Here is a 15,298-nt window from a genome sequence, read left to right as displayed (position 1 = left end):
CCATGCCGGAACTGCCAGAAGTTGAAGTCACGCGCCGCAGTTTTGCCGAGCGCATTGCCGGCGCGACCGTGACCGGCGTGCGCCTGGGCAAGCCGCTGCGCTGGGGCCTGGGCGTCGCGCCCGAGGTGCTGGTCGGCCGCCGCGTGCAGGCCGTGCGCCGGCGTGGCAAGTACCTGCTGCTCGACCTGGACCGCGGCCTCCTGCTGCTGCACCTGGGCATGTCGGGCAGCCTGCGCTTCGACCTGCAGATGCAGGCCGCAGGCCCGCACGACCACTTCGACCTGGAGACCTCGCTCGGCCTGTTGCGCCTGCACGATCCGCGGCGCTTCGGCGCCGTCGTGCATGCCGAGAGCCAGGATGCCCCAGAAGCCGTCAAACTGCTGGGCCGCCTGGGTGTCGAGCCGTTGGACGAGGGCTTCGACGCCGCCGTGTTCCATGCCGGCCTGCGCCTGCGCGCGGCGCCCATCAAGCAGGTGCTGATGGCCGGCGAGCTCGTGGTCGGCGTGGGCAACATCTATGCGTCCGAGGCGCTCTTCCTGGCCGGCATCCGTCCCACGACGCGGGCCCGCCGCATCGGGCCGTTGCGGGCGCGCAGGCTGCACGCGGCCGTGCGCGAGGTGCTGGCGCGCGCGGTTCAGCGCGGCGGAAGCAGCCTGCGCGACTTCTCCAACGCCTACGGCGAGCAGGGGCACTTTCAGTTGGAAACCATGGTCTACGACCGGGAAGGCCTGCCCTGCCGCGTCTGCGGCACGCCGATCCGCGCGCTGCGCCAGGGTCAGCGCTCGACCTTCTTCTGCCCGCAGTGCCAGAAGGCATGAGCGCCGCGCCGGGCCGCCCCAAGCAAGCTCGCACCGCAGGCGAAGCCGAAGGTACTCCAGTGAGCGGACCGGATCCCCGCGCACCAGGCTGGGCCGCGTGCCAGGTCGTGCAGTGGCAGGTCACCCATGGCCGCCATGCGCTGCCCTGGCAGAACACGCGCGACCCGTACCGGGTCTGGCTCTCCGAAATCATGCTGCAGCAGACCCAGGTCGCCGCCGTGCTGGGCTACTACGCGCGTTTCCTCGAACGCTTTCCCGACGTGCAGGCCCTGGCGGCGGCCAGCGAGGACGATGTCTTCGCCCACTGGGCGGGCCTGGGTTACTACAGCCGCGCGCGCAACCTGCACGCTTGCGCACGCCAGGTGGTGGCCTTGCACGGCGGGCAGTTCCCGCGAACGGCCGAGGCTTTGCAGACGCTGCCCGGCATCGGCCGTTCCACGGCTTCGGCGGTGGCGTCGTTCTGTTTCGCCGAGCGCGTGGCCATCCTGGATGGCAACGTCAAGCGGGTGCTCACACGGCTGCTGGGCTATGGCGAAGACCTGGCCGAGGCCCGCAACGAGCGCACGCTCTGGGCGCTGGCGACAGAGCTGCTGCCGCAGACCGACCTGGACACGGCCATGCCGCGCTACACGCAGGGGGTGATGGACCTGGGCGCCACGGTCTGCACGGCGCGCAGTCCCTCTTGCCTGCTGTGTCCGCTGCAGTCGCGCTGCGTGGCCCGGCATGAAGGCCGCATGCAGGACTATCCCGTCAAGACGCGCAAGCTCAAGCGCAGCCGCGCCGACTGGTGGCTGCTGTGGGCCGAGGACGCCGAAGGCCGCATCTTCATCGCCCGGCGTCCGCCAACGGGCATCTGGTCGGGCCTGCACTGCCTGCCGGTGTTCGAGGACGAGGATGCGCTGCTGGCCTCCCTGCCGGCCGGCGCCCGTGCGCAGGTCCAGCCGTTGCCGCCCTTCACGCATGTGTTGACGCACAAGGACCTGCTGCTGCACCCGGTCTACGTGCAGCTGTCGCCAAGCGACCTGCCGCGCGAAGGTCAGTGGCTGCTGCCTGAAGCGCTGGCCGGCATTGGGCTGCCGGCCCCGGTCAAAAAACTGTTGAGCCCCATTTCGGGTCTGGCGCCGGCCCCATGACGGTGCTGGCGTGGGCGTCCAGCTCACGGTGGCGCTTCAGCGTGACCCAGTTGCGGCTGAAGCTCTTGGCCAGTTGCTCGACCAGGAAGACCGAGCGGTGCTGCCCACCCGTGCAGCCGATGCCCACCGTCACATAGCTGCGGTGGTCGCGCGCGAGCGGCTCCAGCCAGTGCGTGAGGAAGCGCTCGACGTGCGTGAACATCTGGCCGACCTCGGCGCTCTGGCGCAGGAAATCGGCTACCGGCGCGTCCATGCCCGTCAGGGGCCGCAGGTCCGGGTCGTAGTGCGGGTTGGGCAGCATGCGCACGTCGAACACATAGTCCGCATCGAGCGGAATGCCGCGCTTGAACGCGAAGGACTCGAACACCAGCGTCAGCTGGCTGTTGGGCGCCGCGATCAGCGACTTGACGTAGCCCTGCAGCTGCGAGGCGCGGATGATGCTCGTGTCGATCACATGCGCCTGCTCGCGCAGGTCGGACAGCAGTTCGCGCTCGAGCTCGATGGCCTCGTAGAGCGCGTTCTGCTGGTCCAGCAGGTCGCGCCGCGACAGCGGATGGCGGCGCCGCGTCTCGGAGTAGCGCCGCACCAGCGTGTCGGTGCCTGCGTCCAGGAACAGCGACTTGACCGTCACGCCCTGGCTGCGCAGCGCGGCCAGTTGCGCCGGCACCAGCGGGAGCGAGGTGGCACTGCGCACGTCCATCGCGATGGCCACGCGGCGGCTGCCATGCTTTTGCTCGAGCTCGGCCAGGTTCAGCAGCAGCTCGGGCGGTAGGTTGTCCACGCAGTAGTAGCCCGCGTCTTCGAGTGCGTGCAGCGCCACCGACTTGCCCGAGCCGGACATGCCGGTGATGAGCACGATGTCCAGGTTGGTCGTCACATCGCTCATGGGGCGGTCCCCAGCATCTCGCGTGCATGGGCCAGCGTGGTGCCCGACAGCCGCTCGCCGCCCAGCATCCGGGCGATCTCGGCCACGCGCTGCTCGCCCTGCACCTCGCCGACGTGGCTGACCGTGGCCGCGCCTTCGCGCTGCTTGGCCACCACCAGGTGGTGGTCGGCACAGGCCGCCACCTGTGGCAGGTGGGTCACGGCCAGCACCTGGCGGTCGGTGCCCAGCTGTTTCATGAGCCGGCCCACGGTTTCGGCCACAGCGCCGCCCACGCCGGAGTCGACCTCGTCGAAGATCAGCGTGGGCGCGCCGCCGAGCGCGCTGGTGGTCACGGCGATGGCCAGCGCGATGCGCGAGAGCTCGCCGCCCGAAGCGACCTTGCCCACCGGGCGCGGCGTGCTGCCCGCGTGGCCGGCCACGAGGAACTGCACCTCGTCCAGACCGAAGGCGGCGGGCTCGGCCAGCGGCTCCAGCGCCACGGCGAAGCGGCCGCCCTGCATGCCCAGGCTCTGCATGGCGGCCGTGATGGCCTTGGCCAGCTTGGGCGCAGCCTGCGCGCGGACCTTGGCGACGCGCCTGGCCTCGGCCTCGAAGGCTGCGAAGGCCTGGCGCTCGCTGCGCTCCAGCGCGGCCAGGTCGGCTGCCGCGTCGAGCTTGGCGAGTTCCTCTTTCCAGCCGGTCCACAGCGCCGGCAGTTCGGCCGGTTGGCGCTTGTAGCGGCGCGCCAGGCTCATCCACTGGGCGAGCCGCTCGTCCAGCGCCGCCAGGCGTTCGGGGTCCAGTTCGGTACGGCGCTGGCTGGCGTGCAGCGAATGCAGTGCGTCCTCGGCCTGGGCAAGGCTGTTGGCCAGCACCTCGGCCATCTCGGCGTATTCGGGGGCCACGTGCTCCTGCTCGGCCAGCGCGGCGTGGGCGCGCGTGAGGCCGCGCAGTGCGCCCTGGTCGTCATCGTCGAGCGCGGCGATGGCGGTCTGCAGCGCGTCGATCAGGGCCTGGGCATGGGACAGGCGGCCGTGGTCGGCGTTCAGCTGCTCCCATTCGTCATCGCCGGGCGCGAGCTTGTCGACCTCGGCGATCTGCCAGGCCAGGCGCTCGCGCTCGCGCTGCAATGAATCCTGTGCCTGGCGCGCATCGCCCAGCGCGCGGGCGGCCGTGCGCCAGCCAGCCCACAGGCGTTCCAGCGGGGCCAGGTCCAGCCCGGCGTAGCCGTCCAGCAGGCCGCGCACGCTGGCGGGGCGGGTCAGGCTCTGCCAGGCGTGCTGGCCATGGATGTCCAGCAGCAGCTCGCCCAGTTCGCGCAGCTGCGTGGCGGTGGCCGCGCTGCCGTTGATCCAGGCGCGGCTTTTGCCCTGCGCGTCGACCATGCGGCGCAGCAGCAACTGCTCCGCTTCGTCGAAGCCGGCCTGCTGCAGCCAATCCTGCACGGCCGGCGTGGCGTCGAACTCGGCGCTGACCTCGCTGCGCGTGGCGCCTTCGCGCACCACGCCCGCGTCCGCCCGGCTGCCCAGGGCCAGCTGCAGCGCGTCGATGAGGATGGACTTGCCGGCGCCGGTCTCGCCGGTCAGCACCGTGAAGCCGCCGGACAGGTCGAGTTCGAGTTCGCGCACGATCACGAAATCGCGCAGTTGCATGCGCCTGAGCATCTTCAGCCGCCTCCGTTCCAGTGCAGTTTGGCCCGCAACGTGTCGAAATAGTGCCAGCCCTTGGGGTGCAGGAAGCGCACGCGGTGCTGCGAGCGCCGCACGGTGATGCGGTCGCCCTGTTGCAGCGAGGCCAGCGATTGCATGTCGAAATTGGCGCTGGCGTCGCGTTCGGACACCAGCTCCACGGCCACCTCGGCCGGGTCGGCCAGCACCAGCGGCCTGTTCGACAGCGAGTGCGGCGCGATCGGCACCAGCACCCAGCCCGGGATCGAGGGATGCATGAGCGGCCCGCCGGCCGACAGCGCATAGGCCGTCGATCCCGTGGGCGTGGCGACGATGAGCCCGTCGCAGCGCTGGTTGGACATGAAATGCCCGTCGATCTCGATGCGCAGCTCCACCATGCCCGAGGTCGGGCCGCGGTTGATCACCACGTCGTTCATGGCGCGTGCGTCGAACACGCACTCGCCCCCGCGCATCACGCGCGCGTGCATGAGGCTGCGGTGGTCTTCCTCGTAGGCGCCGGCCAGCATGGGCGCCAGCGTGCTCTGGTAACCCTCCAGCGGGATGTCGGTGATGAACCCCAGCCGGCCCTGATTGATGCCGATCAGCGGCACGCCGTAGGGCGCCAGCTGCCGGCCGATGCCCAGCATGGTGCCGTCGCCGCCGACCACCAGGGCCAGGTCGCACTGCTCGCCGATGGCCTCGATGTCCTGGGACTCGAACTCGTGCAGGCCGGCATTTGCCTGGGTCTGCCGGTCCAGCACCAGCTCGCAGCCCTGGCTGACCAGGAACTGCGCGATTTCGCGCATGGCCGGTGATGGCGTCGAGGAAGAACCGCCGAAGGCCGAAGGCTGGTACTTGCCGAACAGCGCAACCCGGCGGAACGTGGATTTCATTGGCAAATTACATCACTAAAATGTGCCAATGCTGGATGACAGAGCCAAGTTGTTGATGAAAGCGCTGGTCGAGCGCTACATCGCCGATGGCCAGCCCGTGGGCTCTCGGACATTGTCCAAGGCCTCGGGTCTGGATCTGTCGCCCGCCACCATCCGCAACGTGATGTCCGACCTCGAGGAACTGGGGCTGATCGCCAGTCCCCACACCTCGGCCGGGCGCATTCCCACAGCCCGCGGCTACCGCCTGTTCGTCGACACCATGCTCACGGCGCAGCGCGACCAGCTGCACACGCCGCGCCTGGCGGCCGAGCAGCCGCAGAAGGTCATCGCCAACGCGGCCAACCTGCTGTCCAGCCTGTCGCAGTTCGTGGGCGTGGTGCTGGCGCCGCGCCGGGCTTCGGTGTTCCACCACATCGAGTTCCTGCGGCTGTCCGAGCGGCGCGTGCTGGTCATCATCGTCTCGCCCGATGGCGACGTGCAGAACCGCGTGCTGTTCACCGAGGCCGACTACACCCAGTCGCAGCTGGTCGAGGCCGCCAACTACCTCAACGCCAACTACGTGGGCATGGCCTTCGAGCAGGTGCGCGACAAATTGGCCAGCGAGGTCGAGACCCTGCGCAGCGAGATCGCCACGCTCATGCAGACGGCCGTCAACCTGAGTTCCGAAGCCTCCGACGCCAAGGAAGAGGTGGTGATCTCGGGCGAGCGCAACCTGCTGGCCGTCAGCGATTTCTCCAGCGACATGCGGCACCTGCGCCGCGCCTTCGACCTGTTCGAGCAGAAGACGCAGCTGCTGCGCCTGCTCGACGTGTCCACCCGCGCCGAGGGCGTGCGCATCTACATCGGCGGCGAAAGCCAGGTCGTGCCGTTCGAAGAGCTGTCGGTGGTCAGCGCGCCCTACGAGGTCGACGGCCAGATCGTCGGCACGCTGGGCGTGATCGGCCCCACGCGCATGCCCTACGACCGCATGATCCAGATCGTGGACATCACGTCCAAGCTGGTCAGCAACGCGCTGAGCCGGCCGCGGTAGGCCCCTACAATCGGCGCCGCCCGCCGCCGGTTGCAACCGGTGCGGCGCGGGGCCCTAGCTCATGTTGGTTAGAGCAGCGGACTCATAATCCGTTGGTGCCGAGTTCGACTCTCGGGGGCCCTACCAACTCCCCCTCGGCCGTCTCCCTGTTCAGTACCCGCCCAGCACCGCCAGCCGGTCGGCGTGGAAGCCGGCATCGCCGTAGCGCTCCTGCAGCACGCGCACGCGCTTCATGAAGAAGCCCATCTCGAACTCGTCGGTCATGCCCATGCCGCCGTGCATCTGCACGCCTTCCTGCACCGCCAGCGTGGCGCTGCGCCCAGCGCGCGACTTGGCGACCGACACGGCCGCGCTGGCGCGAGCCGGGTCGGTGTCCAGCGCCTGCAGGGCCTGGCCGACGGCGGCGCGCGCCAGTTCGATGTCCACCATGAGCACTGCCGCGCGGTGCTGCAGCGCCTGGAACTCGCCGATCAGCCGGTCGAACTGCCGGCGTTCCTTGAGGTAGGCCAGCGTGCGCGCGAACACCTCGTCGGCGATGCCCAGCAGTTCGGCCGCCGCCGCGGCACGGCCTGCGTCCAGCGCGGCCTGCAGCGCCGCCCCGCCTCCGTCCGGCGCGCCGAGCAGGGCGTCGGCGCCCAGGCGCACGTCCTTCAGCACCAGCCGGGCCGAGGCCTGGGCGTCCACCATGGCCACGCGCTCGGCCTGCAGGCCGGGCGTGTCTTGGGGCAGCACGAACAGCCCGATGTCGCCCGGCGCGCTGCCCGTGCGCGCCGCCACGACCAGCAGGTCGGCCGCATGGCCGAACTCGACGAAGGTCTTGCCGCCGTTCAGCACCCAGCCGGCGCCGTCGCGCTGCGCAGCCAGTGCGAGCTGCTGCGGACCGTGCCGGCCGCGTTCGTCCACGGCCAGCGCCGCGATGCGTTCGCCGCTGGCGATCGCCGGCAGCAGCGCTGCGCACTGGGCCTCGTTGTCCGCGGCGCGGATCGCGCTGGCCGCCACCACCGCCGAAGCCGAGAACGGCAGCACACTCAGGTGCCGGCCGATCTCCTGCATGAGCAGGCCGGCGTCGGCATGGCCCAGGCCCAGGCCGCCCTGCGCCTCGGGCACCAGCATGCCGGTGAAGCCCAGGCCGGCGAAGCGCTGCCACAGCGCGCGGTCGAAGCCGTCGCCCGTGGCCTGCGCGCGCAGGCTGCGCAGCTGCGCCACGGGCGCCTGTTCGGAGAGGAAGGCGCGCGCGCTGTCGCGCAGCATGGTCTGTTCCTGTGTGGGAAGGTAGGACATGGGATTCAGGCTCCGGGCAGTTCGAGGATGCGTTTGGCGACCACGTTGAGCTGCACCTCGCTGGTGCCGCCCTCGATGGAATTGCCCTTGGTGCGCAGCCAGGCACGCGCCGCATGGCCTTGCTGCGAGCGGGCGCTCTCCCATTCCAGCGCATCGCTGCCGCCGGCGGCCATCAGCAGTTCGTGGCGGCGCTTGTTGAGCTCGGCGCCGTAGTACTTGAGCACGGAAGAGAAGGCCGGGTGCGCCTGCCCCGCACGCGCCACCTCGCCGAAGCGTGCGAGCAGGGCGCGGAAGGCCGCCTCGTCGATCTCGAACTCGGCGATCTGCGCGCGCAGCAGCGGGTCGGCCAGGCGGCCCTGTGCGTCCGCGCCCACCAGCGCCAGGGCGGTGCGGCCCAGCGGTGTGGGCGCGGCGCGGTCGCCGATCGCGCTGATCATCTCGCGTTCGTGCGTCAGCAGGTACTTGGCCACCGTCCAGCCGGCGCCGGCCTGACCGACCAGGTTGCGCTTGTCCACGCGCACCTGGTCGAAGAAGGTCTCGCAGAACGGCGACTTGCCCGAGATCAGCAGGATGGGCCGGGTCGACACACCGGCGCTGGCCATGTCGAACAGCACGAAGCTGATGCCGGTGTGCTTGCTCGCACGCGGGTCGGTGCGCACCAGGCAGAAGATCCAGTCGGCCTTGTCGGCGTACGAGGTCCAGATCTTCTGGCCGCTGACGATGAAGTGGTCGCCGTGGTCTTCGGCGCGCGTCTGCAGCGCCGCCAGGTCCGAGCCCGCGCCCGGCTCGGAATAGCCCTGGCACCAGCGGATCTCGCCGCGCGCGATCGGCGGCAGGTGCTCCAGCTTTTGCGCCTCGGTGCCGAACTTCAGCAGCGCCGGCCCCAGCATCCAGATGCCGAAGCTCGACAGCGGCGGCCGGCAGCCCAGCGCGCGCATCTCCTGCGCCAGCACCTTGGCCTGCTCGGGCGACAGGCCGCCGCCACCGTAGTCGCGCGGCCAGGCCGGCACGGTCCAGCCGCGCGCGGCCATGCGCTGCAGCCACAGGCGCTGCGCGTCGCTGCTGAACTGCGCGTTGCGGCCGCCCCAGCAGATGTCGTCTTCGGTCGCCACGGGCTGGCGCATCTCGGGCGGACAGTTGGCCTCGAGCCAGGCGCGGGTCTCGGCGCGGAAGCCGGCCAGCGTGTCGTCGTCTTGCATGGTGCGCCCCTCAGATGGTGACGCCGCCATCGACGACGATGGCCTGGCCGGTCATGAACGAGCCGGCTTTCGAGGCCAGGAACACCGCCGCCCCGGCGATCTCGTCGGGCTCGCCGATGCGCCGCAGCGGTGCGTTGGCTGTGGCCTTGGCCAGCGTGTCCGGGTTCTCCCACAGCGCGCGTGCGAAGTCGGTGCGGATCAGCCCGGGCGCGATGCAGTTCACGCGCACGTTGTGCGGCCCCAGCTCCACCGCCAGGTTGCGTGCCAACTGGAAGTCGGCCGCCTTGGAGATGTTGTAGGCGCCGATCACCGGCGAGCCGCGCAACCCGCCGATGGACGACACGATGACGACCGCGCCGTCGCGCCGCTCGACCATCTGCGGCGCCACGAAGCCGATGAGCCAGTGGTTGGCGATCACGTTGTTCTCCAGCACCTTGCGGAACTGCTCGTCCGCGATGCCGGCCATCGGCCCGTAGTACGGGTTCGACGCGGCGTTGCACACCAGGATGTCGATGGCGCCCAGCTGCCGGTTCGTCTCGTCGACCAGGTGCTTCAAGTCTTCCTTGGACGAGATGTTGGCCGGCACCGCGATGGCGCGGCCGGCGCCGTGGCGCGCGTTGATGGCCGCGGCCACCTCGTCGCAGGGCCCGGCCTTGCGCGAGGAGATGACCACGCGGGCGCCTTGCTCGGCCATGCGTTCGGCGATGGCGCGGCCGATGCCACGCGAAGAACCGGTGATGACGGCGACCTTGCGGTCGAGTGCGAAAAGTGACATTTCCTTGCTCCTGCCTGTGGTTGTTCTGGTGAGACCGTGTTTTCTAATCCCATCGCCAAGTGGGTCTTGTAATGTGAGAGACATCCACGGGTGGGGCATACCCCACGTTCCAATCGTGAATCGAATCACTAGACTGCGCAGACCCAAAGTCGTCCCGCGGCACCTGTGCCGCAGCGGGCGACGCCGACATCAAGGAGACACATGCGATCACCCGTGACGCCTTGCCAACGATGTTCCCGGACCGGCCGCGCAGGCCGCGGGCGGAGCTGACGCCATGCACGCCTACGTCATCCGCCGCCTGCTGTCGCTGCTGCCGACACTGGTCATCGCCAGCCTCATCGTCTTCATCTCGATCCGGCTCATTCCCGGCGATGTGGTCGATCTCATGCTGAGCAACAACGACATCTCGGCCGAACCCAAGAGCCGCGACCAGCTCATCGCCGCGCTCGGCCTGGACAAGCCGATGTGGAAGCAATACCTGCTGTGGGTGCGCGCCATCGTGTTCCACGGCGACCTGGGCACCTCGCTGTGGCAGGGCACCTCGGTGGCCGAGCAGATCGGCGCACGCCTGCCCGTCACCATGGAACTCGGCGCCATCGCGCTGGTGGTCTCGCTGACCATGGCGCTGCCCATCGGCATCTACTCGGCCACGCGGCAGGACACGGCGGGCGACTATGTCGCGCGCTCGTTCTCCATCCTGCTGCTGGCCGTGCCCAGCTTCTGGCTCGGCACCATGGTGGTGGTGTTCCCGTCGATCTGGTGGGGCTGGTCGCCGCCCATCGACTACGTGGGCTTCTTCACCAACCCCTGGCAAAACCTGCAGCAGATGGTGGTGCCGGGCATCGTGCTGGGCACCTCGCTGTCGGCCATCACCATGCGCATGACGCGCACCATGATGCTGGAGGTGCTGCGCCAGGACTACATCCGCACCGCGCAGGCCAAGGGCCTCAGCGAACGCGTGGTGGTGCTGCGCCATGCGCTGCGCAACGCGCTGATCCCGGTGGTCACGCTGATCGGCCTGCAGGCCCCGCTGCTGCTGGGCGGCGCCGTGATCATCGAGCAGATCTTCGTGATCCCGGGCATGGGCATGCTGCTGCTCGAAGCCGTGAGCCAGCGCGACTACCCGATCGTCACCGGCGTCTTCCTGATCGTCGGCGTGGCGGTCCTCGTCATCAACCTGCTGGTCGACCTGAGCTATGGCCTGCTCGACCCCAAAGTGAGAGCACGCTGACATGAGCATCGCCACCAGTGTTCCCATCGCAGCCCCGGTGCCGGTCACCGGCGGCGTCCTGCCCTTCCTGCGGCGCCTCGTGCGCGAGAAGCCGCTCGGTGCGGCCGGCGGCGCCATGCTGCTGTTCTTCCTGTTCTGCGGCGTGTTCGCCGACTTCATCGCACCCTTCGGCTACAACGACATCTCGCCCGCCGAACGGCTCAAGCCACCCGGCGCTGGCCACTGGTTCGGCACCGACAACCTGGGCCGCGACCTGCTGTCGCGCTGCATCTACGGCGCGCAGCTGTCGGTCATCATCGGCTGCGCAGCCGCGCTGCTGGCCACGCTGATCTCGGCCGTGCTGGGCATCGTCAGCGGCTACTTCGGCGGCAAGCTCGATTTGTTCCTGCAGCGCTTCGTCGATGCGTGGATGAGCTTCCCCGACCTCGTGGTGCTGATCGTCGTCGTCTCGGTGCTCGGCCCGGGCATGCCGCAGATCATCATCACGCTGGGGGTGCTGCTGGGCATTGCCGGCTCTCGCATCGTGCGCTCGGCCGTGATCTCGGTGCGCGAGAACACCTACGTGCACGCCGCGCAGTCGCTCGGCGCCTCGTCGCCGCGCATCCTGTGGCGCCATGTGCTGCCCAACGTGATGCCGCCCATCATCGTGCTGTTCACCACGCGCGTCGGCACGGCCATCCTGGCGGAATCCGGCCTGTCCTTCCTGGGCCTGGGCGTGCCGCCGCCGGCCCCTACCTGGGGTTCCATGCTGTCGGGCAGCGGCCGCACCTTCATGTTCGAAGGCCCCTGGCTGGCGCTGGCGCCGGGCCTGTGCCTGACCGCCGTGGTCTACGCCACCAACGTCTTCGGCGACGCCCTGCGCGACCTGCTCGACCCGCGCATGCGCGGCACGCGCTGAGCCGACGTTCCGATCCCCAAAAAACGAAGGAGACCGCATGACCGCATCCCGCAAGTTCGCCGCTGTCGTCGTGGCCGCCGCTGCCGCATTGGCCGCCGGCACGGCCTTGGCCCAGGCCCCTGCCAAGCCGCAGTACGGCGGCACCATCAACATCGGCACCATCTTCCTCACGGTGCCGCCGCTGTCCTTCGACAGCGCCGACTGGACCTGGAAGTTCAACCACGACATGGGCCTGACCTACGAGTCCCTGTTCGCGGCCGACCTGTCCAAGGCCAAGCGCAACGGCGGGCCCTACGACTTCACGATCGACGCCTTCCTGCCCAGCGACGCCATCCGCGGCGAACTGGCCGAGAGCTGGAAGATGCTGGAGAACCCCCGCCGCGTGGAGATCAAGCTGCGCAAGGGCGTGATGTTCCCGGCCAAGGCCGGCGTGATGGAGGCGCGCGAGCTCACCGCGCAGGACGTGGTCTACAGCTACAACCGCTACGAGCAGAGCGCCAAGAAGATCCCCAACTACTTCGACCACATCGAGAAGGTCGAGGCGCCGGACGCCAGCACCGTCGTCTTCACCTTCAAGGCCTACCACGCCGAGTGGGACTACCGCTTCGGCTGGGGCTACTACTCGGCCATCGTGCCCAAGGAGGTGGTGGAGGCCGGCGCCAAGGACTGGCGCAAGGCCAACGGCACCGGCCCCTTCGGCATCAGCAACTACGTGCAGGGCAACACCGTCACCTTCACGAAGAACGCCAACTACTGGGACAGCGAGACCATCGCCGGCCAGAAGTACAAGCTGCCCTTCGTCGACACCATCAACTACCGGTTGATCAAGGACGAATCCACCTACATGACGGCCCTGCGCACCGGCCGGCTCGACCTGCTGGAGGTGGTGGGCTGGACGGCGGTGGACGAGATCAAGAAGAGCGCGCCGCAGCTGCAGTGGAACCGCTACCTGGCCGTCAACGGCCCGGTGCTGGCGCTGCGCGTGGACACCAAGCCCTTCGACGACATCCGCGTGCGGCGCGCGCTGAACATGGCGATCGACCGCGACCAGATCATGAAGTCGTTCTACGGCGGCAACGCCGAGCTGATGTCGTATCCGATGCACCCCTCGTACGGCCCGTACCACGAGCCGGTGTCGTCCATGCCCGCCAGCATCCAGGCGCTGTTCAAGCACGACCCCGAGCAGGCCAAGAAGCTGCTGGCCGAGGCCGGCCTGGCCAAGGGCTTCACGTTCAAGGTGCAGACGCATTCCGGCAGCCTGGACAACGACCTGCTTTCGCTGATCTCGGCCCAGCTGGCCAAGGTCGGCGTGAAGATGGAGATCCAGGTCATGGAGTACCCGGCCTACCTGTCGGCCATGACCACCAAGACCAACGCGCCGGGCTACTTCGTGAACCTGGCCGCCACCAACCCCACCACCGCGCTGCGCAAGACCTTCGTCACCGGGCAGACCTGGAATCCCTCGCAGTACAGCGACCCTGCCTTCGACAAGCAGGTCGACGCGATGCTGGCCGAGCCCGACGAAGCCAAGCGCCAGCAGCTGCTGCGCGGCATGACGCGCGAGATCCTGGAAAAGGCGCCGCACATCTGGCTGCCCACGCCCTACCGCTACACCGCCTGGTGGCCCTGGGTCAAGAACTACAACGGCGAGCTGCGCGCGGGCGCCGAGCGGCCCGGCCCCATCCATTCGCGCATCTGGATCGACCAGGAACTCAAGAAGAAGATGGGTTTCTGACGCGCCGCGGCGCCACCGCCAGGCGCGCTACCTGCCACAAGAAGGAGACAGCATGACCCCCTTGCGCAACCTTGCCGGCCTGGCGCTGCTGGCGGCCGGCGCCGCGTTCGCCCAGGCCCCCGCCAAGCCGCAGTACGGCGGTACGCTCAACGTCGGCACGGTCTACGTCACGCGGACCGCGCTGTCGTGGGACGGTGCCGACTGGAACTGGAAGTTCAACCACGACGCCGGCCAGATGTACGAGCAGCTGTTCGCGGCCGACCTCTCCAAGGCCCAGCGCAACGGCGGCAAGCAGGCCTTCGCGGCCGACGCCTGGGTGCCTGCGGACGCCATGCGCGGTGAACTCGCAGAGAGCTGGACCTGGACCGACCCGCTCACTTTGAGCGTCAAGCTGCGCAAAGGCATCAAGTTCCCGGCCAAGGAAGGCGTGATGGCCGAGCGCGAACTCGTGGCCGACGACGTGGTGTATTCCTACAACCGCCAGGACAAGAGCGCCAAGAAGATCCCGACCTACTTCGACCACATCGACAAGGTCGAGGCGACGGACAAGCACACCGTGGTGTTCCGCTTCAAGAGCTTCAACGCCGAGTGGGACTACCGCTGGGGCTGGGGCTACTACTCCAGCGTGGTGCCGCGCGAGGTGGTGGAGGCCGGCGCTGGCGACTGGCGCAAGGCCAACGGCACCGGCCCGTTCCTGCTCAGCAACTTCGTGCAGGGCAATGCCAACACCTACGTGAAGAACCCGGTCTACTGGGACAAGGAGAGCATCGGCGGCCAGGCGTACCAGCTGCCCTTCGTCGACAGCATCACCTACCGCACCATCAAGGACGAGTCGTCCCAGCTGACCGCGCTGCGCACCGCCCGGCTGGACATCCTGGAGACCATCCGCTGGACTTCGGTGGACGAACTCAAGAAGAACGCACCGGCGCTCAAGTGGAAGCGCTTCCTGGCCACCAGCGCCAACTACCTGGCCATGCGCGTGGACCAGAAGCCCTTCGACGACATCCGCGTGCGCCGCGCGCTGAATATGGCCGTCAACAAGCAGGAGGTGGTCAAGCAGTTCTACGGCGGCAATGCCGAGCTGCTGAGCTTCCCGATGAGCCCGGCCTTCGACGGCTACTACGAGCCGCTGGCGGCCATGCCCCCAGAGGTCAAGCAGCTCTTCACCTACGACCCCGAGGGCGCCAAGAAGCTGCTGGCCGAGGCCGGCCACGCCAAGGGCTTCAGCTTCAAGGTGCAGGTCTGCGCCTGCGAGCCCAACAGCATGGAGCTGCTGCAGATGCTGGCCGGCTACCTGCAGAAGGTCAACGTGCGCATGGAGATCCAGTCGATGGAGTACGCGCCCTTCCTGTCGGCCATGACGTCCAAGACCAACGCGCCGGGCTACTACATGAGCAACGGCTTCACCAATCCGACCACCTCGCTGCGCAAGAACTTCATGTCGGGCCAGACCTGGAACGCCGCGCAGTGGGCCGACCCGAAGTTCGATGCGCAGATGGACGCCATCTACGCCGAGCGCGACGAGCCTGCGCGCCAGGCCAAGATCAAGCAGGCCACGCGCGAGATCCTGGCGGCCGCGCCCTACATCTTCATGCCCACGCCGTACTACTACGCGGCCTGGTGGCCCTGGGTCAAGAACTACGACGGCGAGCTGTTCGCGGGCGCTGCGCGGCCGGGGCCGATCTATGCGCGCATGTGGGTCGACCAGGAACTGAAAAAGAAGATGGGCTTCTGAAGTGAAACGGCCTCAACTTGCGAGCCACGCACCCACAG

13 protein-coding genes and 1 tRNA gene are annotated in these 15,298 nt (G+C 68.9%); 8 read left to right on the top strand and 6 right to left on the bottom strand.

What is annotated here, in order from left to right; translation table 11 throughout:
• Nucleotides 1-2 precede the first annotated feature (2 nt).
• On the top strand, nt 3-818 hold the full coding sequence (mutM, locus tag DES41_RS08295) for a bifunctional DNA-formamidopyrimidine glycosylase/DNA-(apurinic or apyrimidinic site) lyase (RefSeq protein WP_114467167.1): 816 nt from the start codon (nt 3-5) through the stop codon (nt 816-818).
• A 59-nt stretch (nt 819-877) separates the two neighbouring features.
• Nucleotides 878-1,951, top strand: a complete 1,074-nt coding sequence (mutY, locus tag DES41_RS08290) for an A/G-specific adenine glycosylase (protein WP_245965624.1) — start codon at nt 878-880, stop codon at nt 1,949-1,951.
• Here mutY and rapZ read toward each other — a convergent pair.
• The 3 genes from rapZ to DES41_RS08275 are packed head-to-tail and all read right to left on the bottom strand — an operon-like array spanning nt 1,905 to nt 5,376.
• Nucleotides 1,905-2,837 carry an RNase adapter RapZ gene (rapZ, locus tag DES41_RS08285; RefSeq protein ID WP_114467165.1) on the bottom strand — a complete coding sequence of 311 codons (933 nt, stop codon included), beginning with the start codon at nt 2,835-2,837 and terminating at the stop codon, nt 1,905-1,907. The genes mutY and rapZ overlap by 47 nt on opposite strands.
• Entirely contained in the window at nt 2,834-4,468 is a 1,635-nt protein-coding gene (recN, locus tag DES41_RS08280) for a DNA repair protein RecN (protein WP_245965623.1), read from the bottom strand. The genes rapZ and recN overlap by 4 nt, the downstream gene beginning before the upstream one ends.
• Nucleotides 4,469-4,482: 14 nt before the next feature.
• Nucleotides 4,483-5,376 carry an NAD kinase gene (locus tag DES41_RS08275; protein ID WP_114467163.1) on the bottom strand — a complete coding sequence of 298 codons (894 nt, stop codon included), beginning with the start codon at nt 5,374-5,376 and terminating at the stop codon, nt 4,483-4,485.
• Nucleotides 5,377-5,404: 28 nt separating this feature from the next.
• Between DES41_RS08275 and hrcA the strand changes: the two genes are divergently transcribed.
• Both hrcA and DES41_RS08265 read left to right on the top strand, forming a co-directional pair.
• Complete coding sequence (gene hrcA / locus DES41_RS08270; protein ID WP_114467162.1) at nt 5,405-6,406, top strand: heat-inducible transcriptional repressor HrcA; 1,002 nt, start codon at nt 5,405-5,407, stop codon at nt 6,404-6,406.
• A gap of 48 nt (nt 6,407-6,454) precedes the next feature.
• A tRNA-Ile gene (locus DES41_RS08265) sits at nt 6,455-6,532 on the top strand.
• Between the two features lie 24 nt (nt 6,533-6,556).
• Here DES41_RS08265 and DES41_RS08260 read toward each other — a convergent pair.
• The 3 genes from DES41_RS08260 to DES41_RS08250 are packed head-to-tail and all read right to left on the bottom strand — an operon-like array spanning nt 6,557 to nt 9,661.
• A complete protein-coding gene (locus DES41_RS08260) occupies nt 6,557-7,687 on the bottom strand; it encodes an acyl-CoA dehydrogenase family protein (protein ID WP_114467161.1) in 1,131 nt (376 codons plus the stop codon).
• A 5-nt stretch (nt 7,688-7,692) separates the two neighbouring features.
• Nucleotides 7,693-8,886 carry an acyl-CoA dehydrogenase family protein gene (locus DES41_RS08255; protein ID WP_114467160.1) on the bottom strand — a complete coding sequence of 398 codons (1,194 nt, stop codon included), beginning with the start codon at nt 8,884-8,886 and terminating at the stop codon, nt 7,693-7,695.
• Nucleotides 8,887-8,896: 10 nt separating this feature from the next.
• On the bottom strand, nt 8,897-9,661 hold the full coding sequence (locus tag DES41_RS08250; protein WP_114467159.1) for an SDR family NAD(P)-dependent oxidoreductase: 765 nt from the start codon (nt 9,659-9,661) through the stop codon (nt 8,897-8,899).
• 274 nt (nt 9,662-9,935) lie between these two features.
• On the opposite strand from DES41_RS08250, the gene DES41_RS08245 reads away from it, so the two are divergent.
• The 4 genes from DES41_RS08245 to DES41_RS08230 are packed head-to-tail and all read left to right on the top strand — an operon-like array spanning nt 9,936 to nt 15,260.
• A complete protein-coding gene (locus DES41_RS08245) occupies nt 9,936-10,892 on the top strand; it encodes an ABC transporter permease (protein ID WP_114467158.1) in 957 nt (318 codons plus the stop codon).
• 1 nt (nt 10,893) lies between these two features.
• Nucleotides 10,894-11,790: an ABC transporter permease gene (locus tag DES41_RS08240; RefSeq protein ID WP_114467157.1), complete on the top strand. Its 897-nt coding sequence runs from the start codon at nt 10,894-10,896 to the stop codon at nt 11,788-11,790.
• A 37-nt stretch (nt 11,791-11,827) separates the two neighbouring features.
• The gene (locus DES41_RS08235) at nt 11,828-13,525 is read left to right on the top strand and encodes an ABC transporter substrate-binding protein (RefSeq protein ID WP_114467156.1); all 1,698 of its coding nucleotides are present in this window, start codon (nt 11,828-11,830) and stop codon (nt 13,523-13,525) included.
• Between the two features lie 52 nt (nt 13,526-13,577).
• A complete protein-coding gene (locus DES41_RS08230; protein WP_114467155.1) occupies nt 13,578-15,260 on the top strand; it encodes an ABC transporter substrate-binding protein in 1,683 nt (560 codons plus the stop codon).
• The last annotated feature ends 38 nt before the right edge of the window (nt 15,261-15,298 follow it).

The organism is Pseudorhodoferax soli, assembly GCF_003337555.1.
Classification (GTDB): Bacteria; Pseudomonadota; Gammaproteobacteria; order Burkholderiales; family Burkholderiaceae_C; genus Pseudorhodoferax; species Pseudorhodoferax soli.
This window is presented reverse-complemented; position numbering and strand designations above follow the sequence as displayed.

Bases quoted from the DNA above. Each gene is read 5' to 3' on its own strand.
- mutM (WP_114467167.1), top strand. From the start codon at position 3: ATGCCGGAACTGCCAGAAGTTGAAGTCACGCGCCGCAGTTTTGCCGAG.
- DES41_RS08245 (WP_114467158.1), top strand. From the start codon at position 9,936: ATGCACGCCTACGTCATCCGCCGCCTGCTGTCGCTGCTGCCGACACTG.
- DES41_RS08275 (WP_114467163.1), bottom strand. From the start codon at position 5,376: ATGAAATCCACGTTCCGCCGGGTTGCGCTGTTCGGCAAGTACCAGCCT.
- DES41_RS08230 (WP_114467155.1), top strand. From the start codon at position 13,578: ATGACCCCCTTGCGCAACCTTGCCGGCCTGGCGCTGCTGGCGGCCGGC.
- DES41_RS08250 (WP_114467159.1), bottom strand. From the start codon at position 9,661: ATGTCACTTTTCGCACTCGACCGCAAGGTCGCCGTCATCACCGGTTCT.
- DES41_RS08260 (WP_114467161.1), bottom strand. From the start codon at position 7,687: ATGTCCTACCTTCCCACACAGGAACAGACCATGCTGCGCGACAGCGCG.
- hrcA (WP_114467162.1), top strand. From the start codon at position 5,405: ATGCTGGATGACAGAGCCAAGTTGTTGATGAAAGCGCTGGTCGAGCGC.
- recN (WP_245965623.1), bottom strand. From the start codon at position 4,468: ATGCAACTGCGCGATTTCGTGATCGTGCGCGAACTCGAACTCGACCTG.
- DES41_RS08235 (WP_114467156.1), top strand. From the start codon at position 11,828: ATGACCGCATCCCGCAAGTTCGCCGCTGTCGTCGTGGCCGCCGCTGCC.
- rapZ (WP_114467165.1), bottom strand. From the start codon at position 2,837: ATGAGCGATGTGACGACCAACCTGGACATCGTGCTCATCACCGGCATG.
- DES41_RS08255 (WP_114467160.1), bottom strand. From the start codon at position 8,886: ATGCAAGACGACGACACGCTGGCCGGCTTCCGCGCCGAGACCCGCGCC.
- DES41_RS08240 (WP_114467157.1), top strand. From the start codon at position 10,894: ATGAGCATCGCCACCAGTGTTCCCATCGCAGCCCCGGTGCCGGTCACC.